The following is a 26,758-nucleotide window of genomic DNA, read 5'->3' on the forward strand; positions in this document are numbered from 1 at the left end:
CGAGGAGCACGCTGGGATCTAGTCAGTGACAAGATGAGCCGTTCTGCGGAAGGCGGAGACATGTCCGACGAGCTGGGTCGCGTACGCCAGATGTGGCACCTGCTGGAGCCCCTGCACGCCGTCCTCTACTACGCGCCGGAAGCCTTCGAGGAGGCCGCCGGGCTCGGTCACGCGGTCGACGAGCGCTGGCCGAGCTACTTCGCCTGGCGCGCCGCGCCGCTGGGGGCGGTGGGCGCCGACCGGGTGACCGGGACGTTCTACAGCTTCAGCCCCGGGATGACCGGAAGGTACGTCCCGGCCGGCTGGTCCGTGGCCGGTCCCGAGGCGGTCCTCGCGGCCCGCACGAGGGCCGTCGACCGGGCGTACCGGGGGCTGTTCGGCGACCGGGTGCGCGGCCCCGAGTTCGCCGAGGCGGCCGTGCTGGCGCGGCGCGCGGCCCTGGCCGCGGACGTCTCGGGCCGCCCGCTGGCGGAGGCCAACGCCGCTCTGCCCTGGCCGGACGCACCGCACCTGGAGCTCTGGCATGCCGCGACGGTCCTGCGGGAGCACCGGGGGGACGGCCACCTCGCGGCGCTCGTCGAGGCCGGCCTCGACCCGGTCGAGTCGCTGGTCTCCTTCGCGTCCGTCGGCGCCGCCCGCCCGGAGGTGTTCGCGAGCCGGGGGTGGAGCGGGGCGGAGTGGGCGGCGGGCCGGCAACGGCTGGCGGAACGTGGACTGCTGGAGGCGGACGGGACGGCCACGGACGCCGGGCGGGCCCTGCGCGCGCGGGTGGAACGGCGCACGGACGAACAGGCCTCGGGTCCCTGGGAAGTGCTCGAACCCGAGGAGCGGGAGCGGCTCGTGGAGCTGCTGGGGCCGCTGTGGGTGGAGGTGCTCGGCTCGGGGCTGCTGCCGTCCGAGACGACGCTGGGCATCGGGAAGGTCTGAGATGAGGCCGGGTATCGGGAAGGTCTGAGAAGACGTCCGGGCGCCTACTCTGTACCGCTGTGACATCTCATCGTGCAGCAAGCCACCGAATCCGCCTGCTCCCACTCGCGGCGGTGACACTGACGGGCTCGCTCGCCCTCGCCGGGTGTGACGCCGGGAGCCTGTCCCCCGACCCTCCGTCCCGGACCGCGCCCGCCGCGGGCGGATCGGCGATGCAGGCCGTCGAGAGACTCACCGTGAAGGGGCGGGCCCCCAGAACAGGTTACGAGCGGGACGAGTTCGGCTCCGCCTGGCTGGACACCGACCGCAACGGCTGCGGGACCCGGGACGACATCCTCGCGGACCAGCTGAGCGATGTCTCCCGTGCGGCCGACGGGTGCAAGGTGCTGCGCGGGGTGCTCGACCCCGACCCGTACACGGGGACGCGCATCACGTTCGAACGAGGGCGCAGCAAGGTCGACATAGACCATCTCGTCGCCCTGTCCGACGCCTGGCAGAAGGGCGCGCAGCAGTGGAACGACAGCAAGCGGCGCGCCTTCGCGAACGATCCGCTCAACCTGGTCGCCGCGGACTCCTCGGCCAATCGCCGCAAGGGGGACGGTGACACCGCCACCTGGCTGCCTCCCAACAAGGCGTACCGCTGTACGTACGTGGCGGGACAGGTCTCGGTCAAGAAGAAGTACGGGCTGTGGGTGACGCGGGCCGAGCGGGACGCGATGGCGAAGGTGCTGGCGGCCTGCCCGGACCAGAAGCTTCCGGCGGGCGGCAATCCCACCGAGAGCACCGGGCGTTGACCGGCGACGGGCTCCGGGGACACCCCGATGTGAATGCTGGGCGCATGTGGAAATGGCGATTGACGGCCGTCGGCGTGAACCTGTTGCTCGGCATACCCGGAATCGTTCCGGTGTGGCTCCTCTGGTACTTCGTGTCCAACGGCCCGCTCGCGGAGATGGGCTACACCCGGCGTGAGGCGACGGAGAACGACGGCATGATGCTGTGGCTGGTGATCGTCGTGCCGGTCGTGGTGGTGTTCGGGATTCTGTGGTGGCTCGCCAACGGCCCGGTACGGCGCAGGGTGCGGCTGGACCCTCTTCTGTACTGGCCGGCCGGTGTCCTGCTGACACTCGTGCCCACGCTCGCGCTCATCGTCGCCGGCTCCGTGTGACGCGGCCGATCACCGGGGCACCGGCCGCCCCGCGCCGGTGCTGCCCGGGAAATCGGTTGGCGGGTGGGGGCGGCGTGTCTAGCGTGGCCGGATGGACCTGATGATCACCACCCTCGCCGCACGGCCCGAGCTGGCCCGGGCGATGGACGAGATGCCGGACACCTGGCCCGAGTTCGTACTCGAGGACCTGGTCGGCTGGGCGAACTTCCCGCGGATCGCCGTGGAGTTCCCCGAGTACGTGCTCGTCGCCACCGACCCGGACGGTGCTGTGGTCGCGCGGGGGTACAGCGTGCCGTTCGCCCTGGAGGCGCCGGGCAGGGGCAGGCTGCCCGTCAACGGGTGGGACCAGGTGCTTCTGTGGGCGTTCTCCGACCTGCGGCGCGGGCGCACCCCCGACACCGTGAGCGCGATCGAGATCACGGTCGCCGAGGGGCACATCGGGCGGGGCATCTCCGGCCGGATGGTGGCCGCGATGCGGGAGAACGCCGGACGGCTGGGCTTCGGGGAGCTTGTCGCCCCGGTACGGCCGAGCGCGAAGCACACCGATCCCCTGGCCCCGATGGAGGAGTACGCCAGGCGGACCAGGGACGAGGACGGGCTGCCCCGCGACCCGTGGCTGCGGGTCCACGTGCGGGCGGGCGGGGTGATCGAGGCGGTGGCGCCCACGTCCATGACGGTCAGCGGTTCGCTCGCGCAGTGGCGGGCCTGGACGGGGCTGCCCTTCGATGCCGAGGGGCCGGTGGTGGTGCCGGGAGCACTGGTGCCGGTGCACTGTTCGACCGAGCACGGGTACGCGGTGTACGTCGAGCCGAATGTGTGGGTGCGGCACCGGGTGTGACAGTGCGGCCGGCCCCCTGTCCGTGGACGGGGGGCCGGCCGCACGGCGGGCGGGTCAGTCGGTTACCGGTCTCTTCACGGTGAGCGGGGCGCCGAACTCCGAGAACTCCACGGTGAGCGGTTTCTCCGCGCCGTCGGTGAGGCGCATCTTCAGGAGGTGGGGCTTCCCCTCCGTGGCAACGCTCGCCGTCCACTTCTCCCGGCCCGTTCCGCCGGTCAGAGTCAGGCAGGGTGTGCCGGCGATCGTTGCCTGCCTGCCCTTGCGGGTGGTCGCGCTCGTCGCGGCGAGACGGTCGAGGAGAGCCTTCGGGTCGCAGAAGCGCAGGCTTTGGGCCGTGCGGTGGTCGTCCGGGCGGGCCTTCACCCAGCGGCCCGCGAGCCTGTTGACGTCGGCGTCCCGGACCGGGCCGTCCACGGCCGCCGCGCGGAGCATCGCCTTGTCGGACTTCGTGTAGACGGCGCCGTCGGCGCGGATCAGTTCCATCGTGCCCGCCGATCCCAGCGAGAACGTTCCCGTGCACGCGCCCCTGGCGCCCGAGGCGACGAACGCCTGGACCGGGCCGTCCGCCGACTCCGTGGTCACGGTCAGACGTACGGTCGCGGCCGCCCGGGTGGCCGCGACCGCCTTGTTGGTGACCTCCGGGCCGGTGAGACCGGAGAACGGGGCCTGCGCCCCGGGGTCGTTGGCGAACGCGTCACAGGCGGTGAGGCCGAGTGCCGCCGCGGCGCAGAGAGCGGCTGCGGAGATGCGGGCTGAGAGGCTGCGCACGGGACGAGGCTCCGGGGTGTCAGGGGCGGGTACGGGAGTGGCTCGGCCCTGGCGGCAGGGCCGGGTGGGTCAGAGCTTCAGGTCCCACTGGCTGGCGTCCCAGTCGAAGCCGGGGCTGACCTCGACGCTCAGGTTCTTGGCGTCCGCCGGGGCGTCGAAGGCGAACTGCACGGTGATCTTCTTGCCCGGCAGGACCGTGCCGCTGAAGCCCTCGCCGACCTTCCCGTCGAAGATCTGCTCGGCGTTGACGCCGTCGTCACCGGCGCGGGCGTCGACGCTGACGAGTGCGGAGTCGAACTTCTCCTTCGTCTTGTTCTCGATGACGACGGAGACCTTGTAGGCGCGATTGCCCTTGGTGTGCCCCGCGGCGTACGCGTCGGGTGTGTACGCGGCGGCGCTGCTGACCGTGACCTCGAGACCGTCGTCGTACACGGCGGTGTCACGCCCCGCGAGGGTTTCGCCGGCGGCGGGCTCGTCATCGGTCTTCGGGGCGTCGGCTGTGTCGCCCTTCGCGCCGTCCTTCGCGTCGTCCTTGGCGTCGCCCTTCGCGTCGTCAGCCCCGCCCGGCTTCGCCGAGGCCGAGCTGTCCGCGACGGACTTGTTGATGTCGTTCACCACGTCGTCCACGGCCTTGAAGGTGAGCACCGCGCCGACCACCGACAGGATCAGCGCGACCAGGCCGAGCACGGCCCCGAACGTGGTCACGCCCTTGTTGCTCGCCTCGCCGCGCTTGGCGCGGCCCCGCCCCGCGAGGCCCAGGATCAGGGCGATGACGCCGAGGATGCCCGCCAGCCAGAACATGAACGGGATCAGACCGGAGACGGCGCCGATGATGCCGAGGACGAGGGCGGCGGTGCCGAGGCCGTTGCGGACGGGACGCAGGCCGGGTTCCTGGGCGGGGGCGTACGGCTGCTGGGGCTGCGGCGGCTGCGTGAACTGGGACATGGCTGTGCCTCCGGCGACATGCGGGGATGTGTGAGCGGTTCTGTGCGCCACATCGAGCGGCGACAGGTCAATAAGACCAGAGCCTGTGAACCGAGTCAACAGCATTTGAATCGGAACAGGTTCGTCAACAGTGTGAACCGGTGGATCGGCAACCAGTCGGTATGCTCGCCGGCAGGACGGATCTAGCGGGGAGACAGCCAGTGCCGGAGAGCTCGACTGAGGTGACCGCGGCCGGGATCGCACGGCTCGCAGGGGTGGGGCGTGCGGCCGTCAGCAACTGGCGCCGTCGCCACGCGGACTTCCCCAAGCCGGTCGGCGGCACCGAGACCAGCCCGTCCTTCGCCCTGCCCGAGGTCGAACAGTGGCTGCGCGAGCAGGGAAAACTTGCCGAAGTCCCGCTCCGCGAGCGGGTCTGGCAGCAGCTGTCCGGCCATCCGGCCGGCGCTGTCACCGCTCTGATCCACGCAGGCTGCGCCCTGCTGCTCGTCCGGGACAGGCCCACCGCCTGGCTGGAGATCACCGCCGTCTCGGACGCCCGGATGGCCCGTGTCCTCCCGGGCGCTCTGGACGACGTACTGACGGCGCACTTCGGGCCCGAGCGCGCGGTTCACACCCCTGACGCCGCCGACCTGGCGCCCTCGGTCCCGCTCCTGCGCGCCGCCGCCGAGCTGGCGGCCGGGACGGGCGTCCGCAAAGCCTTCGAGTTCCTCTTCGTCCGGCAGCTCGACGCCAATCCACGCCAGTACACCCTCACGCCGCCCGATCTGGCCGAGCTGATGGCCGATCTGGCGGAGCAGGACAGGGCCGCCGGCCGGCGGAGCGGAGCGCGGCCCGCCCGCGCCGTCCTGGACCCCGCCGCCGGAACAGGCGCCCTCCTGCGCGCGGTCAGCGGCCCCACGGCGCTGTACGCGCAGGAGGCCGACCCCGAGCTCGCCGCGCTCACCGCGCTCCGGCTCGCGCTGCACTCCGAGGGCCCCGCGGGGACGGACGGGGGCGCGCTCACGGTCCGTACCGGCGACACCCTGCGCGCCGACGCCTTCCCCCGGCTGACCGTGGACGCGGTGCTCTGCCACCCGCCGTTCAACGAGCGCAACTGGGGCCACGACGAGCTGGCCTACGATCCCCGCTGGGAGTACGGCGTCCCCGCCCGCACCGAATCCGAACTCGCCTGGGTCCAGCACGCCCTGGCCCGCCTCCGCGACGGTGGGACCGCCGTACTGCTGATGCCCCCGGCCGCCGCCTCGCGCCGTTCGGGCCGCCGGATCCGCGCCGACCTGCTGCGCCGGGGCGCCCTGCGCGCCGTCGTCGCACTGCCGGCCGGCGCCGCACCCCCGTACGGCATCCCTCTCCACCTGTGGGTCCTGCGCAAGCCGGGCGCAGGGCACCGCCCCACGCCCGAACTCCTGCTCGTCGACACCGCCGAGAGCGCCGAACCGGCAACGGGCGCGGCATCCCCGGCAGCCGGGGGCCGCGACCGGATCGACTGGACGGCCGTACGGAGCGCGGCACTCGGGGCCTGGAACGCGTTCACCGAGGACCACGGGACCGAGGGGAGCGACGGTACGGGCGGGAAGAGCCGGGCGGACCGTGTCGACCGCCCCGGTGTCAGCCGCGCCGTCCCCGTCATCGAGCTCCTCGACGACGACGTGGACCTGGCCCCCGCCCGCCATCTGCCGTCCCCGGCCTCCGGCGGCGGCGCGGCCGAGCTGATCCGCGTACGGGAGCGGCTGGACGACACCCTGAAGCTCACCGCCCGCCTCACCCCGCCGCCGGCAGCCCCCTCCGACCTGGTCCGGCGGCCCCTCACCACGGTCGGCGAACTGGCCCGCGCGGGAGCCCTGCAGCTGCGTACCGGCGGATCCGCCACCGGTACCGCACCCGTCCTCACCGAGCACGACGTGCTCGCCGGCACGGCACCCAGCGGCTCACCCACCGCCCCGGCCGCACCCTCGGAGGACGAGGCGCTCCTTCTCGAACCGGGCGACGTCGTCGTGCCCGTACTGGGCGGCGGCTCGGTCGCCCGGGTCGTCGACGACGCCACCGCGGGTGCCGCGCTCGGCCGCAACCTCCAACTGCTGCGCCCCGATCCGGCCGCGCTCGACCCCTGGTTCCTCGCCGGGTTCCTGCGCGGCACCGCCAACAACCGGCAGGCCAGCAGCTACGCGTCCACCGCCACGCGGCTCGACGCCCGTCGTCTCCAGCTGCCGCGGCTGCCGCTGGCCGAACAGCAGAGGTACGGCGAGCAGTTCCGCGCCCTCGCCGCCTTCGAGGATGCGCTGCGCACGGCCGGACGGCTCGGCGGCCGGCTGGTCCAGGGCATGTACGACGGGCTCACGGACGGCACGGTCGCGCCGAAGTGATGTGAAGCACAACGGTTGTGCACAACCAGGGACCCGTTGTCCGTGTCGGTGTATACGCTCACACCACCCGTCCGACACACGCCCTTCCAGGAGCAGCACATGCATGGCTACGGCTATCCGCCGGAGCAGCAACCGAGGCGCCGCCCGTCCCCGGCGACGCTGATCACGCTGCGCGTGCTTTTCGTGGCGCTCACCATGTTGAGCTGTGGGTTCCTCGCCTGGGCAGCCATGCTGCGGCTGGCGATCGTCACCCGCAGGAAGCGCGACTGGTATCTGCTCGCCCTCGTGTTCGCGCTGAACGTCGGACTCATCGTGTTCTTCGGGATGTTGCCCGAGGACGCCGACGACATGACGGACTCGGAGGCATTCCTCGGCATCGGCTGGCTGTTCGTCGTCGTCGTGGGCACGATCACCTACTACCTGTACGCCGAGATACGCCACTTCGGACCGTACGGCGGCCCGCACCCGGGGCCGTCCCCGCTCCCGTACGGCGGTTACGTGCAGCAGCAGACCCCGCCCGCCGCGCCCACCTACGGCTACCCGCCCGTCCCGACGCCTCCGCCGGCCGCGACACCCCCGCCCGCCGCGACACCACCGCCCGCCGTGCCCTCGCCCGCCTCGCCGCAGCGCCTGGACCAGGTGCGCGCCGAGCTCGACGAGCTGAGCGACTACCTCCGCAAGGAGGGCGGCAGCCAGTGAACGGGCGTGTCATCGCCGGGCGGTACGAGCTGGCGACCATCCTCGGCCAGGGCGGCATGGGCCAGGTCTGGACCGCGTACGACCAGCGCCTGGACCGCCGGGTCGCGGTCAAGCTCCTGCGCCCCGACCGGGTCGCGGGGCCCTCCGGCAGCGACGCCGCCGACGAACTGCGCCGCCGGTTCGTCCGGGAGTGCCGGGTCACCGCCCAGGTCGACCACCCCGGTCTGGTCACGGTCCACGACGCGGGCAGCGACGACGACGACCTCTACCTCGTCATGCAGTACGTCGAGGGAGCCGACCTCGCCGACCACCTGGCCGAGCACGCCCCGTACCCGTGGCCCTGGGCCGTCGCGATCGCGGCGCAGCTCTGCGCCGTGCTCTCCGCGGTGCACGCGGTGCCGATCGTCCACCGCGACCTCAAGCCCCGCAACGCGATGGTCAGGCCCGACGGCACGGTCATCGTGCTCGACCTCGGTGTCGCCTCCGTCCTGGACACCGACACCACCCGCCTGACGCACACGGGCTCGCCGATCGGCTCCCCGGCCTACATGGCGCCCGAGCAGGCGATGGGCGGCGCCGTCGGCCCATACACCGATCTGTACGCACTCGGGGTGCTCCTCCACGAACTGCTCAGCGGCGACGTTCCGTTCGCGGGTTCGACCGCCCTCGGTGTGCTGCACCGCCATCTCTACGAGCCGCCCCTCCCGGTCCGCCATCTCAGGCCCGAGGTTCCCGAGGCGCTTGAGGCCCTCGTACTGAGGCTCCTGTCCAAGGACCCGCAGCACCGCCCGGCCTCGGCCCAGGAGGTGTACGAGTCGCTTCGCCCGCTGCTGCCCGTCGGGGGCGCACCGGCAGGCCCGCTCGACCCGACCCGGCCCTTCCTGAGGCCCCACGCACCCTGGCCGGACCGGGCGGCCACCCCGGCGTCCGCGCCCGTGCCCGCCCCGGTGCCCCTGCCCGCACAGCAGACGGCGGCGACCCACGCGCCGCCCGCCCGCCGGGATGTCGCGCAGGCGGTCGACGAGGTGAAGCAGCTCATCGGCGAGGGCCGGATCACCCAGGCCGTGGACATCCTGGGCGGGATCCTCCCGGCGGCCGCGGCCGAGCACGGGGAGCACTCCCCGGTCGTCCGGATCCTGCGCAAGCAGTACGCGGCCACGCTGATGGACGACGGGCAGTACCGCCGTGCCCTGCCCGAGCTGCGCCGTCTCGCCGACGACCGCACCGCCGAGGCGGGCCCGGCCGACGCCCAGACCCTGCAGTTCCGCTACGACGCGGCGCAGTGCCTGGAGCAGCTCGGCGAGGCGGCCGCGGCACTCACCGAGTACCGCGCGGTCCTCCCGTACTACGAGAACCCCTACGGGGCGCCGCCCCCGGACCGTTCCCGGGCCTTCGACATCCGGCACCGCATCGGGCACCTGCTGCTCGCGGTGGGCGACCACGCGGCGGGGCGCCGGCAGCTGCAGGGGCTGCTCTACGACGCGGAGCGCACGTACGGTCCACACCATCCGCTCCCCGTCGAACTGCGCAGGCAGCTCACCCATCAGCAGGACGTGCGCGGCGGCTGAGATCCGGCCCCTGCGGCGCCCCGAGAGGCCCGTCGCCGCACCGCATCCCCAACTCCTCCCGAATCGTTGGTCGAATCAGTGGCCCGAACCCCTTCCACTGCCTAACATCGATCACCGCAAGGCTTTGTGCACTGATGCACAAACTCTCCCCGGGAGGCTCCTTTGCACCGCCGACGTCGCACCGCGCTCGCCGTATCCGTCGCCACGCTCGTCGCGGCGCCCCTCCTGACCGCCTGTGGCAACGAGGCGCACCCAGGCGCCGCAGCCGTGGTCGGCGGGGACCGGGTCGACATGTCCACGGTCCAGGGGCAGGCGGCGGAGGTGCGCAGTGCGCAGGAGGATTCGCAGCAGTCCGCGCAGCTGGTGAAGAAGTCGGGGCAGCTCACCCGGGCCAAGCTGCACGGGATCGTGTTCGGGATGGTCCTGGACCGGGCCGCGAAGGACGCGGGGGTGAGCGTCAGCCGCAAGGAGATCCAGCAGATCCGTCAGCAGGCCGCCGCGCAGTACGGCGGTGACAAGGGCCTGCAGACCGTGATGCTTGAGCAGCGCTGGGTCGCCCCGGACCAGATCGAGGGCGATCTGCGCAAGGAGGTCCAGCTGCCGAAGCTGGCCGCGGCGCTCGGCGTCGACCTGCAGACCCCCGCCGGACAGCAGGTCGTCGGCGAGGCCCTCACCAAGGCGTCGAAGGCCCTGCACGTCGACGTCAACCCGCGCTTCGGCACCTGGGACGACAAGCAGGTCCAGCTGAGCACCTACAAGGCTCCGTGGATCAACCAGGTCACCAAGTTCCAGGAGCAGGAACCCCAGTCGGGCGCCTGACCGGGGCCGGGACGGGGAGCCAGGACCGGGAGGGCCCCGGCCGGGGTAGGTTCGGAGGGTGAACGCTGAAGCCCCCGGCCGTATCGTCCTGCTCACCGCCAGCCACCGGGTCGCGCCCGGTCTGCTGTCCTGGCCCGCCTGGCAGACGCTGCAGGCCGCCGACGGGGTGCTCTGCGCCGAGCGGGACCATCCGCAACTGCCGTATCTGCGCGAGGCCGGAGTCATGGTCGAGCACGTCGCACCGTCGGCCGAGGAGCTCGTCGACGCCTGCGCGGGCGGACGGACCGTGGTGGTGCTCGTGGGCGGCGAGGGCAATCAGCCGCTCACCGACGGCCTGGCCCGGCTCGGCGGTTCGGGCCGGGTGCAGATGCCGGACCTGGAACTGCTGCCCGGCTCCTACGACCTGCCGGGCGCCCGGCTCCTGGATCTGGTCCAGGTCATGGACCGGATCCGGCGGGAATGCCCGTGGACCTCGCAGAAGACGCACAAGGGCCTCGCGAAGTACGCCATCGAGGAGGCGTACGAACTGGTCGAGGCGATCGAGGACGGCGACCGTGAGGAGCTGCGCGAGGAGCTCGGGGACGTGCTGCTCCAGGTCGTCTTCCACGCCCGGATCGCGCAGGAGGACCCGGACGAGCCCTTCGCCATCGACGATGTCGCGGCCACGATCGTGGAGAAGCTGATCCACCGTCATCCGCATGTCTTCGGCGACGAGACCGCGGAGACCCCGGAGGACGTCCACGCGCACTGGCTGCGGACGAAGGCGATCGAGAAGCAGCGCGATTCGGTCACCGACGGGGTGCCGCTCGGCCAGCCCGGTCTGGCCCTGGCCGCGAAGCTGGGCAGCCGGGCCCGTGCCGCAGGGCTCGATGTCGCGCTCCCGGCGGGCGACTCGGTCGGCTACCGGCTCCTCGCCCTCGCCGTACGCGCCGAACAGGACGGCACCGACCCGGAGGCAGCCCTGCGGGCCGCCGCCCGTGCCTACCGGGACGCGATCCGGGCGGTGGAGGGGCACGGGGGCGCTCCGGATAACGTCGAGGAGTGAACGACAGCCCCGCCGACACCCCCGCGCCCGGCGAGACGCCGGACGAAGCGCCCGAACTCTTCACGTGGGAGTTCGCCACCGACCCGTACCCCGCCTACGCCTGGCTGCGCGAGCACAGCCCCGTGCACCGCACCGCGCTGCCCAGCGGCGTCGAGGCCTGGCTGGTGACCCGGTACGCGGATGCCAGGCAGGCCCTCGCCGACACCCGGCTCTCCAAGAATCCGGCGCACCACGCCGGGTCGGCGAACGCCAAGGGGAAGACGGGCATCCCGGGGGAGCGCAAGGCGGATCTGATGACGCACCTCCTGAACATCGACCCGCCGGACCACACCCGGCTGCGCCGGCTCGTCTCCAAGGCGTTCACTCCGCGCCGGGTCGCCGAGTTCGCGCCGCGCGTGCAGGAGCTGACGGACCGCCTCATCGACACGTTCATCGAGGAGGGGAAGGCGGACCTCATCCACGACTTCGCCTTCCCGCTCCCCATCTACGCGATCTGTGACCTGCTGGGGGTGCCTCCGGAGGACCAGGACGACTTCCGGGACTGGGCGGGCATGATGATCAGGCACGGCGGCGGACCGCGCGGCGGGGTGGCCAGGTCGGTCAAGAAGATGCGCGGCTACCTTGCCGAACTCATCCACCGCAAAAGGGAGAATCCCGGCGACGACCTGATCTCGGGACTCATCCGGGCAAGTGACCACGGTGAGCACCTCACCGAGAACGAAGCCGCGGCGATGGCGTTCATCCTGCTGTTCGCCGGTTTCGAGACCACGGTCAACCTCATCGGCAACGGCACCTACGCCCTGCTGCGCAATCCGGAACAGCGCGAGCTGCTCCAGCGCTCGGTCGAGGCCGGGGAGACGGAGCTGCTGGCCACGGGAATCGAGGAGTTGCTGCGGTACGACGGCCCGGTGGAGCTCGCCACCTGGCGCTACGCCACCGAACCCGTGACGCTCGGCGGACAGCGCATCGAGGCCGGGGACCCCGTTCTTGTGGTGCTGGCCGCCGCCGACCGGGACCCGGAGCGCTTCCGCGATGCGGACACGCTGGATCTCGCACGGAGTGACAATCAGCACCTCGGGTACGGGCACGGCATCCACTACTGCCTGGGTGCGCCGCTGGCCCGGCTGGAGGGCCAGGCGGCGTTGGCGACGCTGTTGCGACGCCTCCCCGACCTGCGGCTTGCTGCGGAACCTACCGATTTGCGGTGGCGGGGCGGGCTCATCATGCGCGGACTTCGCACTCTTCCCGTGGAGTTCGATCCCGGACAGCGCTCCGAAAAAAGTGACACTCTGTCAACTCTGTGACTTTCACGTGATCTCCGCTGCATCGACTTGTGACACACGTTCGAGTACGGCTAGGTTCACCGTTCGACTCACCAGTCACACGTCAGTCACACGGAAGGCAATCCCATGGGCTCCGCGAACGGCAGACACCGTCGCCCTCGGCAGGCACCCGCCATCGTCGTCGCCGCAGGCGTCACAGGGTCGGCCATCGCCATTCCGCTGCTCGGTGCGACCGGCGCGCACGCAGCCGACGCCTCGACCTGGGACCGGGTCGCCGAGTGCGAGAGCGGTGGCATGTGGAGCGCCGACCTCGGCAACGGCTACTACGGCGGCCTGCAGCTCTCGCAGGACACCTGGTCGGCCTACGGCGGTACGGCGTTCGCGCCCCGCGCCGACCTGGCCAGCCGCTCGCAGCAGATATCCGTGGCGGAGAAGGTGCTCGACGACCAGGGGGTGACGGCGTGGGCCAGCTGCGCGGTGATCTCCGGGCTCGCGCTGGACAACACGCTCCCGGGTGTCGACCCGGGCAGTGAGCCGACCGCCGAGCCGTCGGACACCGCGACCCCGTCCGACGATGCGTCCGCCACCCCCTCGTCCGATGCGTCGGACGACGCGAGCGGGAACCGGAACACGGACAACAAGGGCAGCGAAACCGCCAAAGCCGACAAGTCGACCGGATCGGACAAGGCTGATCCTTCGGCCTCTCCCTCGCCGGAGGCGTCCGAGACCTCTGACGGTTCGACGGAGGCGCCGGGCGGCAAGCACCGTGGCACGCCGGCCCCGGAGGCCGGCACGGGCTCGACGGACGGGCGCGAGTCCGGCCGGCACGCCTCGCGCGGGGACGCCGACGCACGCAAGGGCGGCGACGGCACCTACACCGTCCGCGCGGGCGACAACCTCTGGGCGATCGCGGACGCGCAGGAGCTGCCCGGAGGCTGGACGGCGCTCTACGAGGCCAACAAGGACGAGCTGGGTTCCGACCCGGACCTGATCCTTCCCGGGCAGAACCTCGACCTGGGCCTCGACCTGGGTGCCAAGGCGGACGAAAAGACCGCCGGGGCCGGTGCGGAAGCCGCCGCGGGCAACTGATCCAATTCGGGAAAACACCCCATAATCGGGGGCAGTTCAGAGGCCTATGTCCACTTATGTCTAAGTGAGACATGGGTCTCTTTGCGTCAACTCACGCTTCTCGTCCGCCCGGTTCGCCGATGACGCCTCCGACCTGCGAAAACGATCCTTCGCCAGTTGCGGGTAAGGCCTGATTGTCCGTGATGTCCATCTTTGAATGTGGGGGTTGCCTATGTTTACGGTCGGAACCGCTCGCACCGCGGGCACCTTCGACCGTCACGCCGAATCCTGCCGTCGGCCGAAGGGATTCGACGCGTAAAGCGCCGTAGGCAGGAGCGGGGGACCCAGGTAAGTGCCGGACCCGGCCGTCGGAAGACGGGTGAGGGCCGGCTGGGGGTGAAGTCGCTTGCCAGTGCGAGCGACCGGGCAACTCACAGGCCCGAACCCGACAGCTCACCTCGTAGGCGTCGGTGAGGAGAACCATGCTGCTTTCGAGCAAGGGCAAGCACCGTCGCCCGTCCAAGGCCGTCCGTATCGCCACCCTGGCCGGCGTCACCGGTGCCGCAGTCGCCGTTCCGCTGATGGGTGCGACCGGCGCCTCCGCCGCCTCCGTCGCCACGTGGGACGCCGTCGCGCAGTGCGAGTCCGGTGGCAACTGGTCCATCAACACCGGCAACGGCTACTACGGCGGCCTGCAGTTCTCGCAGTCCAGCTGGGCAGCCGCCGGCGGCACGCAGTTCGCCGCCCGCGCCGACCTGGCCTCCAAGGCTCAGCAGATCACCGCCGCCGAGAAGCTCCTCGACCTGCAGGGCCCGGGCGCCTGGGCGTGCGCCGGTGCCGGCGGCCTCGCCAACGACGGTGTGGACCCGGGTGTCGACGCCTCCGCGCCGAGCGCCGACAAGGCCGCCCAGCCGGAGCGCAAGGCCGAGCAGCCCACCACGCGCAGCGAGAAGCGCACCGCCCCCGAGGCCTCGAAGACCGTCACGACCCCGACCGGGGACAAGGTCAAGAAGGGTGACGGCGAGTACAAGGTGAAGGCCGGCGACACCCTGAGCACGATCGCCGAGGCGAAGAAGGTCAAGGGCGGCTGGCAGAAGCTGTTCAAGCTCAACGACGACATCGTCGAGGACGCCGACCTGATCTTCCCGGGTCAGCAGCTCCACCTGAAGTAGTCCCGGGTCTCTCCTCCCCGAAGGCTTCGGGGCCGCGTAGGGGTGTCCGGCGGCACCCCACGCGTTCCCTCCCGGCCCGGCGCACTCACCCCCGTGTGCGCCGGGCCGGGGTCGTGTCCGCGGTGCGCCGCACGGCCGCGCCGCGTGCGTGATCGTTCAACTATTGTGGTTACTCGTCAGTAGATTTCTGGACCTTTGCCCGGAATGCAGGCCCTTGGGTCCTTTTTCGTCCCAGGGGACGGGCGGTCGGCCGACGCAGGGGGCCGAGCCGGTTAGGCTCGTGGCGCAAGGCCACAGTGACCCTGCACAACCAGCGTCATATCCCAGAAGGAGATGCCTCGTGCCGTCCATCGACGTCGTCGTAGCCAGGGAAATCCTCGACTCCCGGGGCAACCCCACGGTCGAGGTCGAGGTTGGCCTCGACGACGGCAGCACGGGACGTGCTGCTGTTCCGTCCGGCGCCTCCACCGGTGCGTTCGAGGCCATTGAGCTTCGCGACGGCGACCCCAACCGGTACCACGGCAAGGGTGTCGAGAAGGCCGTCCTCGCCGTCATCGAGCAGATCGGCCCGGAGCTCGTCGGTTACGACGCCACCGAGCAGCGCCTCATCGACCAGGCGATGTTCGACCTCGACGCCACCGAGAACAAGGGCTCCCTCGGCGCCAACGCCATCCTCGGCGTCTCGCTGGCCGTGGCCCACGCCGCGTCCGAGGCGTCCGACCTGCCGCTCTTCCGCTACCTCGGCGGCCCGAACGCGCACCTGCTGCCCGTTCCGATGATGAACATCCTGAACGGCGGCTCGCACGCCGACTCCAACGTGGACATCCAGGAGTTCATGATCGCGCCGATCGGCGCCGAGTCCTTCTCCGAGGCCCTTCGCTGGGGCGCGGAGATCTACCACACGCTGAAGAAGGTCCTCAAGACCAAGGGCCTGTCCACCGGTCTCGGTGACGAGGGCGGCTTCGCCCCGAACCTCGAGTCCAACCGCGCCGCCCTGGACCTGATCCTCGAAGCCGTCAAGGAAGCCGGCTACGTTCCGGGCCGCGACATCGCGCTCGCCCTCGACGTTGCCGCGTCCGAGTTCTACAAGGACGGCAAGTACGAGTTCGAGGGCAAGTCCCGCTCGGCCGCCGAGATGACCGAGTACTACGAGGAGCTCGTCTCCGCGTACCCGCTGGTCTCCATCGAGGACCCGCTGTACGAGGACGACTGGGCCGGCTGGAAGGTCATCACCGACAAGCTCGGCGGCAAGGTGCAGATCGTCGGTGACGACCTGTTCGTCACCAACCCCGAGCGCCTGGCCCGTGGCATCGAGGAGGGCTCGGCCAACGCCCTGCTCGTCAAGGTCAACCAGATCGGTTCGCTGACCGAGACCCTGGACGCCGTCGAGCTGGCCCAGCGCAACGGCTTCAAGTGCATGATGTCCCACCGCTCCGGTGAGACCGAGGACGTCACCATCGCCGACCTCGCCGTCGCCGTGAACTGCGGCCAGATCAAGACCGGCGCCCCGGCCCGCTCGGACCGTGTCGCCAAGTACAACCAGCTGCTGCGCATCGAGGAGATCCTCGACGACGCCGCGGTGTACGCGGGCCGTTCGGCGTTCCCGCGGTTCCGCTTCGAGGGCTGAGCGCCCGGCAGCAGGAGCTGAGCCCCGCTTCGCGGCACCAGCCTCCGTCCGTCCCCGCACTCGGTCCCGTACCGTGTGCGGGGACGGACGTGCGTAATGGGGAGGCGAGATGGCCGGGAAGGACCGCGACCGGTTCTCCACCGCGACCAGGCTGCGGCTGCTCGGGGAGCAGACCGCGGCCCGCGTGTACCGGTCCCAGAACCGCCGCCAGGCCCGCCGCTCCCGGCTCACCGGCAGGGCCGCGTTCCTGGCTCTGATCGTCTGCTCCCTGGTCGTCGCCCTCGCCTACCCGATGCGGCAGTACATCTCCCAGCGCGACGAGATCGCCGATCAGGAGAGGCTCACGCAGGAGGCGCACCGGCGGACCGAGGAGCTGCGCGACGAGAAGGCGCGGCTCAAGGACGACGCGTACATCCGGCGACTTGCGCGTGAGCACCTCCACTACGTCTCGCCCGGGGAGACCGGTTATACGGTGATCGACCCGGACGCGGCCGAGGTGCGCCGCGGTGAACCGGGTGCGACGGGCAGGCCCTGGCACTCGAACCTCTGGGACGGCGTCGACAGCGCAGACCGCGGCTGACCCCGTCCCGTACACACAGACCGACCGATGACATTCAAGGCAGGCATGGACACGCCCCCTCCGCAGACCGAATCCACCGCGCCCACCGAGGCGGACATCGCCGCGTTCGAGCAGCAGCTCGGCCGGCCGCCGCGCGGGCTGCGCGCCATCGCGCACCGCTGCCCGTGCGGCAACCCGGACGTGGTCGAGACGCAGCCCCGTCTGGAGGACGGCACGCCGTTCCCGACGACGTTCTACCTGACCTGTCCGCGTGCCGCGTCCGCGATCGGCACGCTGGAGGCCAACGGGGTCATGAAGGAGATGACCGAGCGCCTCACGACGGACCCGGAGCTGGCCGCCGCGTACCGTGCCGCGCACGAGGACTACATCGCGCGTCGTGATGCCATCGAGGTCCTGGAGGGCTTCCCCAGTGCCGGCGGCATGCCGGACCGGGTGAAGTGCCTGCACGTGCTGGTCGGTCACTCGCTGGCGGCCGGGCCCGGCGTCAACCCGCTGGGCGACGAGGCCATCGCGATGCTGCCGCAGTGGTGGGCGAAGGGTCCGTGCGTGTCGCCGTGCGGCGACGAAGGGGCCTGACCTCCCGCACCCCGGGGCTTCGGCCCCGCAACCCCGGCCCTCGAGAGGCAGGAGGGGCTCGGACGTACGTGCCGAGCCCTCCCGCGCTGGAGGAGCGGGTCCGGGGGCGGAGCCCCCGTAACCACCACCACAGGAGCTCCCATGACCCGCGTTGCCGCCATCGACTGCGGTACCAACTCCATCCGCCTGCTCGTCGCCGACGCGGACCCCGCGTCCGGAAGCTTCACCGAGCTCGACCGCCGGATGCAGATCGTGCGGCTCGGCCAGGGCGTCGATCGCACCGGCCGGCTGGCTCCGGAAGCCCTGGAGCGCACGTTCGCCGCCTGCCGCGAGTACGCCGCGGTGATCAAGGAGCTGGGCGCGGAGAGGATCCGCTTCGTCGCCACCTCCGCCTCCCGCGACGCGGAGAACAGCGACGCGTTCGTCCAGGGCGTCCTGGACATCCTGGGTGTCGAGCCCGAGGTCGTCAGCGGTGACCAGGAGGCGCAGCTCTCCTTCGACGGCGCCACCAAGGAGCTGACGGGCAGCGACCATCTGGAGAAGCCCTATCTCGTCGTGGACATCGGCGGCGGCTCCACCGAGTTCGTCGTCGGCGACGACGCCGTCCGCGCTGCCCGGTCCGTGGACGTCGGCTGCGTACGGATGACCGAGCGCCATCTCGTCGAGGACGGCACGGTCGTCGACCCGCCCACGCCCGGCCGGGTCGCCGCGATCCGCTCGGACATCGACGCGGCCCTCGACCTGGCCGAGGAGACCGTGCCGCTCGCCGAGGCGGCCACACTCGTCGGCCTGGCCGGCACCGTCACCACCGTCGCCGCGATCGCGCTCGGTCTGCAGGAGTACGACTCCGAGGCGATCCACCACTCCAGGGTCTCCTTCGACCAGGTCCGGGACATCACCGGACGGCTGCTCTCCTCGACGCACGAGGAGCGCGCGGCGATCCCCGCGATGCACGCCGGCCGGGTCGATGTGATCACCGCGGGAGCCCTTGTCCTGCTCGCGGTGATGGAACGGACCGGAGCGCGGGAGGTCGTCGTCAGTGAGCACGACATCCTCGATGGAATCGCCTGGTCGGCAGCGTGATCACAGCGCCGTGGGCCGATCGGTGAGATCACGCTCATGCGCACTCCGGCCTGCACCTTTGAGCCTCCCGGGGGCTCTTGGGGCCGGTTGGCGGAGGCCTCCGGCGGGGCGCCGCGACGAACTTCGTGAACTTCTTCACAAGGAATTCGGCTCCACTGGGTGAAGTTCGGCTCCCGAGGGGCCGTGCGTGCACCCCGCAGGGCCCCGATGCGGGGCTGCGGGGAGGTTTCGGGGGTGTGGCGCGCATGTGAAGCGGGGCGGTGGTTCGGCCCGGCCGGCGGCACAAGGGCCAGCTCACAAGCGGTGAACAACGTTCGCCGGAGTGTCGTGGTTCCCCTCCGGCGCCATGACCTGGGTCACGTGGGCGGCGAAGTGTAGCAGAGGGTGGCGCATACCTTGTGAAGGGGCTCACGAGCGTGCCCCCCGAGGGGGGTGGATACTCGATGGCATGAGCACCACGGAGCGTCCCAGGATCCTCGTTGTAGGCGGTGGGTACGTAGGCCTGTACGCAGCTCGTCGCATTCTGAAGAAGATGCGGTACGGGGAGGCGACCGTCACGGTCGTCGACCCTCGCTCGTACATGACGTACCAGCCCTTCCTCCCCGAAGCTGCTGCCGGCAGCATCTCGCCTCGGCATGTCGTCGTCCCGCTGCGACGCGTGCTGCCCAAGGCAGAGGTTCTCACCGGCCGTGTCACGACCATCGACCAGGACCGCAAGGTCGCCACGATCGCGCCGCTCGTCGGCGAGGCCTATGAGCTGCCCTTCGACTACCTGGTCATCGCGATGGGCGCGGTCTCCCGCACCTTCCCGATCCCCGGCCTCGCCGAGCAGGGCATCGGCATGAAGGGCATCGAGGAGTCCATCGGTCTGCGCAACCACGTCCTCGAGCAGCTGGACAAGGCTGACTCGACGACCGATGAGGACGTCCGCCGCAAGGCGCTGACGTTCGTCTTCGTGGGCGGCGGCTTCGCCGGCGCGGAGACCATCGGCGAGGTCGAGGACATGGCGCGCGACGCGGCGAAGTACTACACGAGCGTGAAGCGCGAGGACATGCGCTTCATCCTCGTCGACGCCGCCGACAAGATCCTTCCCGAGGTCGGCCCGAAGCTGGGCGCGTACGGCAAGGAGCACCTCGAGAGCCGCGGCGTGGAGATCTACCTCTCCACCTCCATGGACTCGTGCGTCGACGGCCACGTCGTGCTGAAGAACGGCCTCGAGGTCGACTCCAGCACGATCGTGTGGACGGCCGGCGTGAAGCCGAACCCGGCGCTGGCCCGCTTCGGTCTGCCGCTCGGTCCGCGTGGTCACGTCGACACCTCCGAGAAGCTCCAGGTGCAGGGCACCGACTACATCTGGGCCGCGGGCGACAACGCCCAGGTTCCGGACCTGGTCGGCCGCAAGGCCGGCAACCCGAACGCCTGGTGCCCGCCGAACGCCCAGCACGCACTGCGCCAGTCCAAGGTCCTCGGCGACAACGTCATCTCCGGCATGCGGGGCTTCCCGCAGAAGGAGTACAGCCACGCCAACAAGGGTGCGGTCGCCGGTCTGGGCCTGCACAAGGGCGTCGCGATGATCGTCGTCGGCAAGGTGAAGATCAAGCTCAAGGGCCGTCTCGCCTGGTACATGCACCGTGGCTACCACGGCATGGCGATGCCGACCTGGAACCGCAAGATCCGGATCTTCGCCGACTGGACGCTCGCGATGTTCCTCAAGCGCGAGGTCGTCTCGCTCGGCGCCATGGAGACGCCGCGCGAGGAGTTCTACGAGGCCGCCAAGCCGCATCCCGCACCGGTCGCAGCCAAGGCCGAGGGTGAGAAGGCCAAGGCCTCCTAGTACCTGTACGTCACCGAAGGGGTCGTCCGCCATCCGTGGTGCGGACGGCCCCTTCGGCATGTCTCCGGCGCGCCAAGTAGATGGGGTGTGCAAGTATTTTGCCGTTCCGTTGCCGTGGAGCGGGATGGCATGCCGGGCCGACGGCGTTGACGCAGGTGTACCCGGCGGTGACTCCGAGGTGTCGCCGCCCGGTTCAGGCACGTGTATATGCGAATTTAGGCACGTCGGGAAACACCACCACGGAGGTGTGCGCCATGCCAGACGCCGCATCGCGGCTGACCGCTCTCGCCGAAGAGTTGCTGGGAGAACCCCTGGCCGTACGGATCCGGGCCTGGGACGGCAGCGAATCCGGGCCGCCGGGCGCGCCCGTCCTCGTCCTGCGCCACCGCCGCGCCGTGCGCCGGCTGCTCTGGAAGCCGGGCGAACTGGGCCTGGCCCGCGCCTGGGTGGCCGGTGAGATCGACATCGAGGGTGACCTCTACGCGGCACTGAACCATCTGGCCGGACTCCTCTGGGAGCGGGGAGCCGACGCGAAGGACACCGTCCATCCGGTCCGTGACCCGAAGGTCCGCGCGTTCGCCCGGGGCCTCGTCCAGCTCGCCGGACCCTGGCCGCCGCCGCCTCCGCCCGCGGAGGAGGTCCGCCGCCGTTCCGGAGCGCTGCACACCAGGCGCCGCGACAAGGAGGCCATCAGCCACCACTACGACGTCGGCAATGATTTCTACGAACTGGTCCTCGGCCCGTCCATGGTCTACTCCTGCGCCTACTGGCAGGACGGCGGGACGCTCGAGGACGCCCAGCGCGACAAGCTCGACCTCGTCTCCCGCAAGCTCGCGCTGAAGGAGGGCGACCGCCTGCTCGACGTCGGCTGCGGATGGGGCTCCATGGCCATCCACGCGGCCCGTGAGTACGGCGCCCGGGTCACCGGGATCACCCTCTCCACCGAACAGGCCGCCTTCGCCCGCAAGCGCATCGCCGAGGAGGGCCTCACCGACCGGATCGAGATCCGCGTCCAGGACTACCGGGACGTCAGGGACGGCCCGTACGACGCCATCTCGTCGATCGGCATGGCCGAGCACGTCGGTTCGGTCCGCTACCGCGAGTACGCCGAAGACCTCTACGCACTCCTCAGGCCCGGCGGCAGGCTGCTCAACCACCAGATCGCCCGCCGCCCCGAGAAGGACGAGTCCGCCTACCACGTGGACGAGTTCATCGACGCGTACGTCTTCCCCGACGGGGAGCTCGCCCCGGTGGGCCGCACCGTCGCCACCCTGGAGGAGGCCGGCTTCGAGGTCCGGGACGTCGAAGCGATCCGCGAGCACTACGCGCTGACCCTGCGCCAGTGGGTCGCCAATCTGGAGAAGCACTGGAAGCAGGCGGTACGGGTCACCTCGCCCGGACGCGCCAGGGTCTGGCGGCTCTACATGGCGGCCTCCGCGCTCTCCTTCGAGCACAACCGCATAGGCGTGAACCAGGTCCTCGCGGTACGTCCGCAGGAGGGCGGCCCCGCGGGCATGCCGCTGCGGGCCCGCGAGTGGCCGGCGTCGGGCTGACGGCCCGCGGGACAGACGAAAGGGGCCGGTGTCCGTGTCGCGGACACCGGCCCCTTTCGTGCGGCGTGGCTACTCCGTCTTGATGGCCGTCAGCATGTTCAGCTTCGCGGCGCTGCGGGCCGGCCAGAGCGAGGCCAGGACGCCCACCAGAGCGGCGAGCACCAGGAAGATCCCGATCCGGTCCCAGGGCAGGACCAGCGCGTAGCCCGGGATGCTGCTCCGGATGGACTCGCCGATGGCCCAGCCGAGGAACGAGCCGAGGCCGATGCCGATCAACGCGCCGAAGACGGAGATGACCACGGCCTCCAGCCGGACCATCCGCTTCACCCGGCGCCGGTCGAGGCCGATCGCGCGCAGCATGCCGATCTCGTGCTGCCGTTCGAAGACGGACATCGCCAGGGTGTTGACGACGCCGAGGACGGCGATGATGAGCGCCATCGCGAGCAGGCCGTACAGGATGTTCAGCATCAGGTTGATCGTGCCGCCGAACTCGTCGCGGATGTCCTGCTGGTCCATCACGCTGATGGCAGGGTTCTCGCCGAGGGCGCCGAGCACGGCCTTCTCGTTGGCCTCGGTCGGGCCGCCGTCCATCTTCACGAAGATCTGCGGGATGTACGGCCTCACCTCGTGCGGGTTGACGACCGACGTGGAGACGAGGACGGGAGAGAGGAACTCGCTGTCCTTGAAGACGGCTCCGACCGTCAGGGTGCCCTTCTTCTTGTCGTCGAAGGTGACGGGCAGGCTGTCGCCGACCTTCCAGCCCTTGTTCTTGCTCGTCTTCTCGGCTACGGCGATCTGCCCCTGGCCGAGCGAGCCGATGCTGCCGCTGACGACCTCGACGTTCAGGACCTTCTCGATGGCGCCGGGAGTCACCGCGGAGGCCGAGGCGAACTTGCCGTCGACTTCGAGGTACGAGGACTGCTGCGGCGAGACCGCAACGGCACCCGGGGCCTTCTCCAGGGCGGTCAGCGCGGACTGGTCCAGGTCGCCGCCGCTCGCCATCGAGACCATGTAGTCGGCCTTGATGTTGTCCGTGGTCATCTTGTCGAGTGCCGCGCCGACCGTGACACCGAGCACCGACAGACCGGTGACGAGGGTCAGGCCGATCGCCAGCGCCGAGGCGGTGGCGCCGGTGCGGCGCGGGTTGCGGACCGCGTTCTGTCCCGCCAGCTTGCCGGCGACCCCGAAGGGGCCGACGAGCAGCGGGCGGATGAGCGCGATGACGGGCCGGGACAGCAGCGGGATCAGGACGATGATGCCGATCAGCGCGAAGAACGCGCCGGCTGCGATGAGGATCCGGCCCTCGTCGCCGCCGCGGTCGGCGCCCGCCACGATGCCCACGGCACCGATCGCGGTGATGACCGCGCCGATGGAGTTCCGTACCACCAGGGACTTGGTGGTGGCCACCGCGTGGACGCTGCTCATCGCCGCCACGGGCGGGATCTTCGCGGCCCTGCGGCCGGGCAGCCAGGCGGCGAACATCGTGATCAGCACGCCGACGGCGAGTGCGGCGAGCACCGGTGTCGCCGACAGCACCAGCGGTCCTCCGGGCACCTTCATGCCGAACGCGGCCATCCCCGAGCGCAGTCCGACCGCCAGACCGATGCCGAGGGCGAAACCGATCACCGAGGCGATCACGCCGACGATCGCGGCCTCGACGAGCACCGAGCGGGTGATCTGCCTGCGCGAGGCACCGACGGCGCGCATCAGCGCGAGCTCCTTGGTGCGCTGGGCGACCAGCATCGAGAAGGTGTTGGAGATCAGGAAGACACCGACGAAGAGCGCGATTCCGGCGAAGCCCAGCAGGACCTGCTTGAGGGCGCCGAGGCCCTGCTCGATGTCCTTCGCCTGCTGGTCGGCGAGCGCCTGGCCGGTCTGCGCCACGGCGCCCTCCGGCAGCAACGGCTCGACCGCGTCGAGGATCTTCGCGTCGGCGGCGCCGGGGGCGGCGGTGACGGTGAGTTCCTGGTAGTAGCCCGGCTTCAGGTACTGCTCCTGGGCCGCAGCCGTCTCGAAGAGCACGAGGCTGCCGCCCGCGTTCACCTCGCCGTCGTCGGTGGTGAAGACGCCGCTGAGGGTGAACTCCTTGACCGGCCCGTTGGTCGCGACCCGGACCCGGTCGCCGACCTCGTACTCGCCCTTGGCGGCGGTGCCCTTGTCCAGCGCGATCTGACCGGCGCTCAGCGGGCCCGAGCCGTCGGTGAAGTCGTAGGCGGCGTCCTTGCCGTCCTTGCCGGGGGCGAAGTTGGAGCCCTTGGGGCTGCCGAACGTGCCGCCGATGAGCTTGCCGTCGGGGTCCGCGACCCCGGCGAAGCCGTCGACACGGCCGTGCACGGCGGTGACGCCGTCCAGCCCGGCGATCCTGTCGAGCGTCTCCTGCGAGAGGCCGGGCTCCTTCTCGGCCGAGTTCGGGTCGGCGTACGAGGTGACGGCGACCGCGACGTCGTCATAGCTCTTCGCGGACTGGCTGCGGAAGGCGTTGGAGAGGGTGTCGGCGAAGACCAGGGTGCCGGAGACGAAGGCGACGCCGAGCATGACGGCGAGCACGGTCATCAGCAGCCTGGCCTTGTGCGCGAGCACGTTGCGCAAGGCGGTACGGAGCATGGTGTTGTGTCCTGGGATGAGGGTCGGGAGGAGGGGGACGGGCAGCCGGCTACCAGCGGGTCAGCTGGTGCGGCCCTTCGCGTCGAACGCCTTCATCCGGTCGAGGACCCCGTCCGCGGTGGGGTGCATCATCTGGTCGACGATCGCGCCGTCCGCGAGGAAGATCACGCGGTCCGCGTAGGAGGCGGCCACCGGGTCGTGGGTCACCATCACCACGGTCTGGCCGAGTTCGCGCACCGAGTTGCGCAGGAAGCCGAGCACCTCGGCGCCGGAGCGGGAGTCGAGGTTTCCGGTCGGCTCGTCGCCGAAGATGATCGCCGGCTGGGAGGCCAGGGCGCGGGCCACCGCGACGCGCTGCTGCTGGCCCCCGGAGAGCTCGGTCGGACGGTGCTTCAGCCGGTCGGAGAGGCCCACCATGTCGATGACCTTCTGCAGCCACGCGGCGTCCGGCTTCCGGCCGGCGATGTCCATCGGCAGGGTGATGTTCTCCAGCGCCGACAGCGTCGGCAGGAGGTTGAACGCCTGGAAGATGAAACCGATCTTGTCCCGGCGCAGCTGCGTCAGCTGCTTGTCCTTCAGCGATCCGAGCTCGGTGTCGCCGATGCGCACGGATCCGCTGCTGAAGCTGTCCAGACCGGCCACGCAGTGCATGAGGGTGGACTTGCCGGAGCCCGACGGGCCCATGATCGCGGTGAACTCGCCCTGCGGGAAGTCCACGGTCACCCGGTCCAGGGCGACCACCTGGGTCTCACCCTGGCCGTAGACCTTCGACAGCTCCGTGGCGCGGGCGGCGACCGCGGTGGTGCGGTGAACGGTGGTGGTGGTCACAGGGGTACTCCTGGTTCGGGCGGCGATGCGGCGGGGTTCGCGGGACCCCTCCATCGTCGCCGCCGGATCGCGCCCGGACGTCAGCCCCCGTACCGGTTCCTGGGGCCCTCTTGAGTCGCATCGGCGGCACCGCGGTGTACTCCTCGGGTATGACACCGACCCCGACGGCGTCCGTCCTCAGCGGGGCGGCGCGGTCGATCCGCGGGGCACCAGCCGGGCCGCGGAATCCTCGAATCCGGGCGCCGAGCCCTCCGCCACCATCGCCAGCAGGGTGCGCGCCGCATGGGCGCCGTACGCGGGGATGTCGCGGCTCAGCGCGGTCAGCGGCGGCCGGACGACCCGGGACAGCTGTGAGTCGTCCCAGGCGACGAGCGAGAGGTCGGCGGGCACGTCGAGCCCCATCTCCTGGGCGACGGAGAGCCCGGCGACGGCCATGATGTCGTTGTCGTAGATGACGGCGGTGGGCCTCCCGGGCGAGCTGATCAGCCGCCGCGTCGCGTGTGCGCCCTCCTCGCCGGAGTAGTCGGTGTGCACCACCACCGGTTCGTCCAGGCCCAGTTCCGCGGAGATCTCGTGCTGGGCCCGGTCGCGCATCCGGGTGTGGATCAGGTCGGGCAGCCCGGCCACCCGGGCGATGCTGCGATGGCCGAGCGCGCTCAGATACGTGAGGGTGTCCCGCAGTGCCGCCGAGTCGTCCGACCACACGGGGGTGAGGCGGCCGGCCGCCGAGGGATGGCCGATCACCACGGCCGGCATGCCCAGCTCGGCGACGCCCTCGATGCGCGGGTCCGGGGAGCGCACGTCGGCGAGGAACACCCCGTCCACCCGGCCCTCTCCCCACCAGCGCCGGTACATCTCCAGTTCCTGCACGGGGTCGGTGACGACCTGGAGGAGCAGGGCGCAGTCGCGGGTGGCCAGCTCGGTCTCGATGCCGCTGATCAGTTCCATGAAGAACGGCTCGACGCCGAGCATCCTGGCCGGCCGGGACAGGGCGAGGCCGACGGTGTCCGCCCGCGCGTGGGTCAGCGCGCGGGCCGCGCTGTTGGGCCGCCAGCCGATCTCCTGGGCGATGGCCTTGATGGAGGCACGGGTCGTGGGGGAGACGCCGGGGCGGTCGTTCAGTGCGTAGGACACCGCGACCTTCGAGACCCCGGCCCGGCGCGCGATGTCGGCGATCGTGGGGCGGTGCTTGGACATGCGACCTCGCTTAACCGGTTCGTGTTCAGGGGACATCCTAACTACAGCTCCCTGACCTGTGTCTTCCTCTTCCCGGTCCGGACCCCCTCGCAATCATCCGAAAAAACTGGATTGGGAGCGCTCCCGCACCCTTGACACGACCCTGGGGCACCCATACCTTCACGGCACTTACCCGGTTCAGTAACTCCGCTCGGCAGGGACGGCGGGGGAAAAGGAGGG

General features: G+C 71.0%; 23 protein-coding genes and 1 riboswitch. Of the genes, 18 read left to right on the forward strand and 5 right to left on the reverse strand.

Annotated features, from left to right (window positions below; translation table 11 throughout):
- Positions 1–60: 60 nt before the first annotated feature.
- The 4 genes from OG257_RS22910 (at position 61) to OG257_RS22925 (ending at position 2,930) form a co-directional block, all read left to right on the forward strand.
- The gene (locus OG257_RS22910; protein ID WP_329210237.1) at positions 61–927 is read left to right on the forward strand and encodes an SCO6745 family protein; all 867 of its coding nucleotides are present in this window, start codon (positions 61–63) and stop codon (positions 925–927) included.
- A 113-nt stretch (positions 928–1,040) separates the two neighbouring features.
- Positions 1,041–1,721: an HNH endonuclease family protein gene (locus tag OG257_RS22915; RefSeq protein ID WP_329210239.1), complete on the forward strand. Its 681-nt coding sequence runs from the start codon at positions 1,041–1,043 to the stop codon at positions 1,719–1,721.
- Between the two features lie 44 nt (positions 1,722–1,765).
- On the forward strand, positions 1,766–2,092 hold the full coding sequence (locus tag OG257_RS22920; RefSeq protein ID WP_329210240.1) for a hypothetical protein: 327 nt from the start codon (positions 1,766–1,768) through the stop codon (positions 2,090–2,092).
- 91 nt (positions 2,093–2,183) lie between these two features.
- Entirely contained in the window at positions 2,184–2,930 is a 747-nt protein-coding gene (locus tag OG257_RS22925; protein WP_329210241.1) for an N-acetyltransferase, read from the forward strand.
- Positions 2,931–2,984: 54 nt separating this feature from the next.
- Here OG257_RS22925 and OG257_RS22930 read toward each other — a convergent pair whose 3' ends face one another.
- Both OG257_RS22930 and OG257_RS22935 read right to left on the reverse strand, forming a co-directional pair.
- On the reverse strand, positions 2,985–3,698 hold the full coding sequence (locus OG257_RS22930; RefSeq protein ID WP_329210243.1) for a hypothetical protein: 714 nt from the start codon (positions 3,696–3,698) through the stop codon (positions 2,985–2,987).
- A gap of 69 nt (positions 3,699–3,767) precedes the next feature.
- Positions 3,768–4,643 carry a DUF4190 domain-containing protein gene (locus tag OG257_RS22935; RefSeq protein ID WP_329210245.1) on the reverse strand — a complete coding sequence of 292 codons (876 nt, stop codon included), beginning with the start codon at positions 4,641–4,643 and terminating at the stop codon, positions 3,768–3,770.
- Between the two features lie 200 nt (positions 4,644–4,843).
- Between OG257_RS22935 and OG257_RS22940 the strand changes: the two genes are divergently transcribed.
- The 14 genes from OG257_RS22940 (at position 4,844) to OG257_RS23005 (ending at position 21,910) form a co-directional block, all read left to right on the forward strand.
- On the forward strand, positions 4,844–7,003 hold the full coding sequence (locus OG257_RS22940; protein ID WP_329210248.1) for an N-6 DNA methylase: 2,160 nt from the start codon (positions 4,844–4,846) through the stop codon (positions 7,001–7,003).
- Between the two features lie 99 nt (positions 7,004–7,102).
- Complete coding sequence (locus OG257_RS22945; RefSeq protein ID WP_329210249.1) at positions 7,103–7,702, forward strand: hypothetical protein; 600 nt, start codon at positions 7,103–7,105, stop codon at positions 7,700–7,702.
- The gene (locus tag OG257_RS22950) at positions 7,699–9,270 is read left to right on the forward strand and encodes a serine/threonine-protein kinase (RefSeq protein WP_329210251.1); all 1,572 of its coding nucleotides are present in this window, start codon (positions 7,699–7,701) and stop codon (positions 9,268–9,270) included. Before OG257_RS22945 ends, OG257_RS22950 begins: the two co-directional genes overlap by 4 nt.
- Positions 9,271–9,432: 162 nt before the next feature.
- Positions 9,433–10,089 (forward strand): SurA N-terminal domain-containing protein, encoded by a 657-nt coding sequence (locus OG257_RS22955; RefSeq protein ID WP_329210253.1) that lies wholly within the window; start codon positions 9,433–9,435, stop codon positions 10,087–10,089.
- Between the two features lie 58 nt (positions 10,090–10,147).
- A complete protein-coding gene (locus OG257_RS22960) occupies positions 10,148–11,134 on the forward strand; it encodes a nucleoside triphosphate pyrophosphohydrolase (RefSeq protein ID WP_329210254.1) in 987 nt (328 codons plus the stop codon).
- Positions 11,131–12,438 (forward strand): cytochrome P450 family protein, encoded by a 1,308-nt coding sequence (locus OG257_RS22965; RefSeq protein ID WP_329210255.1) that lies wholly within the window; start codon positions 11,131–11,133, stop codon positions 12,436–12,438. The genes OG257_RS22960 and OG257_RS22965 overlap by 4 nt, the downstream gene beginning before the upstream one ends.
- Before the next feature lie 105 nt (positions 12,439–12,543).
- Positions 12,544–13,506: a transglycosylase family protein gene (locus OG257_RS22970; RefSeq protein ID WP_329210257.1), complete on the forward strand. Its 963-nt coding sequence runs from the start codon at positions 12,544–12,546 to the stop codon at positions 13,504–13,506.
- A gap of 290 nt (positions 13,507–13,796) precedes the next feature.
- Positions 13,797–13,967: riboswitch (cyclic di-AMP (ydaO/yuaA leader) on the forward strand.
- Positions 13,968–14,657 carry a transglycosylase family protein gene (locus OG257_RS22975; RefSeq protein ID WP_329210259.1) on the forward strand — a complete coding sequence of 230 codons (690 nt, stop codon included), beginning with the start codon at positions 13,968–13,970 and terminating at the stop codon, positions 14,655–14,657.
- 340 nt (positions 14,658–14,997) lie between these two features.
- Positions 14,998–16,284, forward strand: a complete 1,287-nt coding sequence (gene eno / locus OG257_RS22980) for a phosphopyruvate hydratase (RefSeq protein WP_329210260.1) — start codon at positions 14,998–15,000, stop codon at positions 16,282–16,284.
- 109 nt (positions 16,285–16,393) lie between these two features.
- Complete coding sequence (locus OG257_RS22985) at positions 16,394–16,864, forward strand: FtsB family cell division protein (protein ID WP_329210262.1); 471 nt, start codon at positions 16,394–16,396, stop codon at positions 16,862–16,864.
- A gap of 45 nt (positions 16,865–16,909) precedes the next feature.
- A complete protein-coding gene (locus OG257_RS22990) occupies positions 16,910–17,440 on the forward strand; it encodes a DUF501 domain-containing protein (protein WP_329215289.1) in 531 nt (176 codons plus the stop codon).
- A gap of 141 nt (positions 17,441–17,581) precedes the next feature.
- Entirely contained in the window at positions 17,582–18,523 is a 942-nt protein-coding gene (locus OG257_RS22995) for a Ppx/GppA phosphatase family protein (RefSeq protein WP_329210264.1), read from the forward strand.
- A 448-nt stretch (positions 18,524–18,971) separates the two neighbouring features.
- On the forward strand, positions 18,972–20,357 hold the full coding sequence (locus tag OG257_RS23000) for an NAD(P)/FAD-dependent oxidoreductase (protein ID WP_329210266.1): 1,386 nt from the start codon (positions 18,972–18,974) through the stop codon (positions 20,355–20,357).
- Positions 20,358–20,611: 254 nt separating this feature from the next.
- The gene (locus OG257_RS23005; protein WP_329210268.1) at positions 20,612–21,910 is read left to right on the forward strand and encodes a cyclopropane-fatty-acyl-phospholipid synthase family protein; all 1,299 of its coding nucleotides are present in this window, start codon (positions 20,612–20,614) and stop codon (positions 21,908–21,910) included.
- 69 nt (positions 21,911–21,979) lie between these two features.
- Here OG257_RS23005 and OG257_RS23010 read toward each other — a convergent pair whose 3' ends face one another.
- The 3 genes from OG257_RS23010 to OG257_RS23020 form a co-directional block, all read right to left on the reverse strand.
- Positions 21,980–24,514, reverse strand: a complete 2,535-nt coding sequence (locus tag OG257_RS23010; protein WP_329210270.1) for an ABC transporter permease — start codon at positions 24,512–24,514, stop codon at positions 21,980–21,982.
- Positions 24,515–24,574: 60 nt separating this feature from the next.
- Positions 24,575–25,396: an ABC transporter ATP-binding protein gene (locus OG257_RS23015; RefSeq protein ID WP_383803473.1), complete on the reverse strand. Its 822-nt coding sequence runs from the start codon at positions 25,394–25,396 to the stop codon at positions 24,575–24,577.
- A 123-nt stretch (positions 25,397–25,519) separates the two neighbouring features.
- Positions 25,520–26,539, reverse strand: coding sequence for a LacI family DNA-binding transcriptional regulator (locus OG257_RS23020; RefSeq protein WP_329210274.1), 1,020 nt, complete (start codon positions 26,537–26,539; stop codon positions 25,520–25,522).
- Between the last annotated feature and the right edge of the window lie 219 nt (positions 26,540–26,758).

The sequence above is a fragment of the Streptomyces sp. NBC_00683 genome, from assembly GCF_036226745.1.
In the GTDB taxonomy this organism is placed as follows: Bacteria; Actinomycetota; Actinomycetes; order Streptomycetales; family Streptomycetaceae; genus Streptomyces.

What these genes read in the sequence shown, in the direction of transcription:
- OG257_RS22910 (WP_329210237.1), top strand. Translation starts at nt 61, where the DNA reads ATGTCCGACGAGCTGGGTCGCGTACGCCAGATGTGGCACCTGCTGGAG.
- OG257_RS22975 (WP_329210259.1), top strand. Translation starts at nt 13,968, where the DNA reads ATGCTGCTTTCGAGCAAGGGCAAGCACCGTCGCCCGTCCAAGGCCGTC.
- OG257_RS22935 (WP_329210245.1), bottom strand. Translation starts at nt 4,643, where the DNA reads ATGTCCCAGTTCACGCAGCCGCCGCAGCCCCAGCAGCCGTACGCCCCC.
- OG257_RS22945 (WP_329210249.1), top strand. Translation starts at nt 7,103, where the DNA reads ATGCATGGCTACGGCTATCCGCCGGAGCAGCAACCGAGGCGCCGCCCG.
- OG257_RS22985 (WP_329210262.1), top strand. Translation starts at nt 16,394, where the DNA reads ATGGCCGGGAAGGACCGCGACCGGTTCTCCACCGCGACCAGGCTGCGG.
- OG257_RS22990 (WP_329215289.1), top strand. Translation starts at nt 16,910, where the DNA reads ATGGACACGCCCCCTCCGCAGACCGAATCCACCGCGCCCACCGAGGCG.
- OG257_RS23020 (WP_329210274.1), bottom strand. Translation starts at nt 26,539, where the DNA reads ATGTCCAAGCACCGCCCCACGATCGCCGACATCGCGCGCCGGGCCGGG.
- OG257_RS22970 (WP_329210257.1), top strand. Translation starts at nt 12,544, where the DNA reads ATGGGCTCCGCGAACGGCAGACACCGTCGCCCTCGGCAGGCACCCGCC.
- OG257_RS22920 (WP_329210240.1), top strand. Translation starts at nt 1,766, where the DNA reads ATGTGGAAATGGCGATTGACGGCCGTCGGCGTGAACCTGTTGCTCGGC.
- OG257_RS23010 (WP_329210270.1), bottom strand. Translation starts at nt 24,514, where the DNA reads ATGCTCCGTACCGCCTTGCGCAACGTGCTCGCGCACAAGGCCAGGCTG.
- OG257_RS22995 (WP_329210264.1), top strand. Translation starts at nt 17,582, where the DNA reads ATGACCCGCGTTGCCGCCATCGACTGCGGTACCAACTCCATCCGCCTG.
- OG257_RS23000 (WP_329210266.1), top strand. Translation starts at nt 18,972, where the DNA reads ATGAGCACCACGGAGCGTCCCAGGATCCTCGTTGTAGGCGGTGGGTAC.
- OG257_RS23015 (WP_383803473.1), bottom strand. Translation starts at nt 25,396, where the DNA reads ATGGAGGGGTCCCGCGAACCCCGCCGCATCGCCGCCCGAACCAGGAGT.
- OG257_RS23005 (WP_329210268.1), top strand. Translation starts at nt 20,612, where the DNA reads ATGCCAGACGCCGCATCGCGGCTGACCGCTCTCGCCGAAGAGTTGCTG.
- OG257_RS22925 (WP_329210241.1), top strand. Translation starts at nt 2,184, where the DNA reads ATGGACCTGATGATCACCACCCTCGCCGCACGGCCCGAGCTGGCCCGG.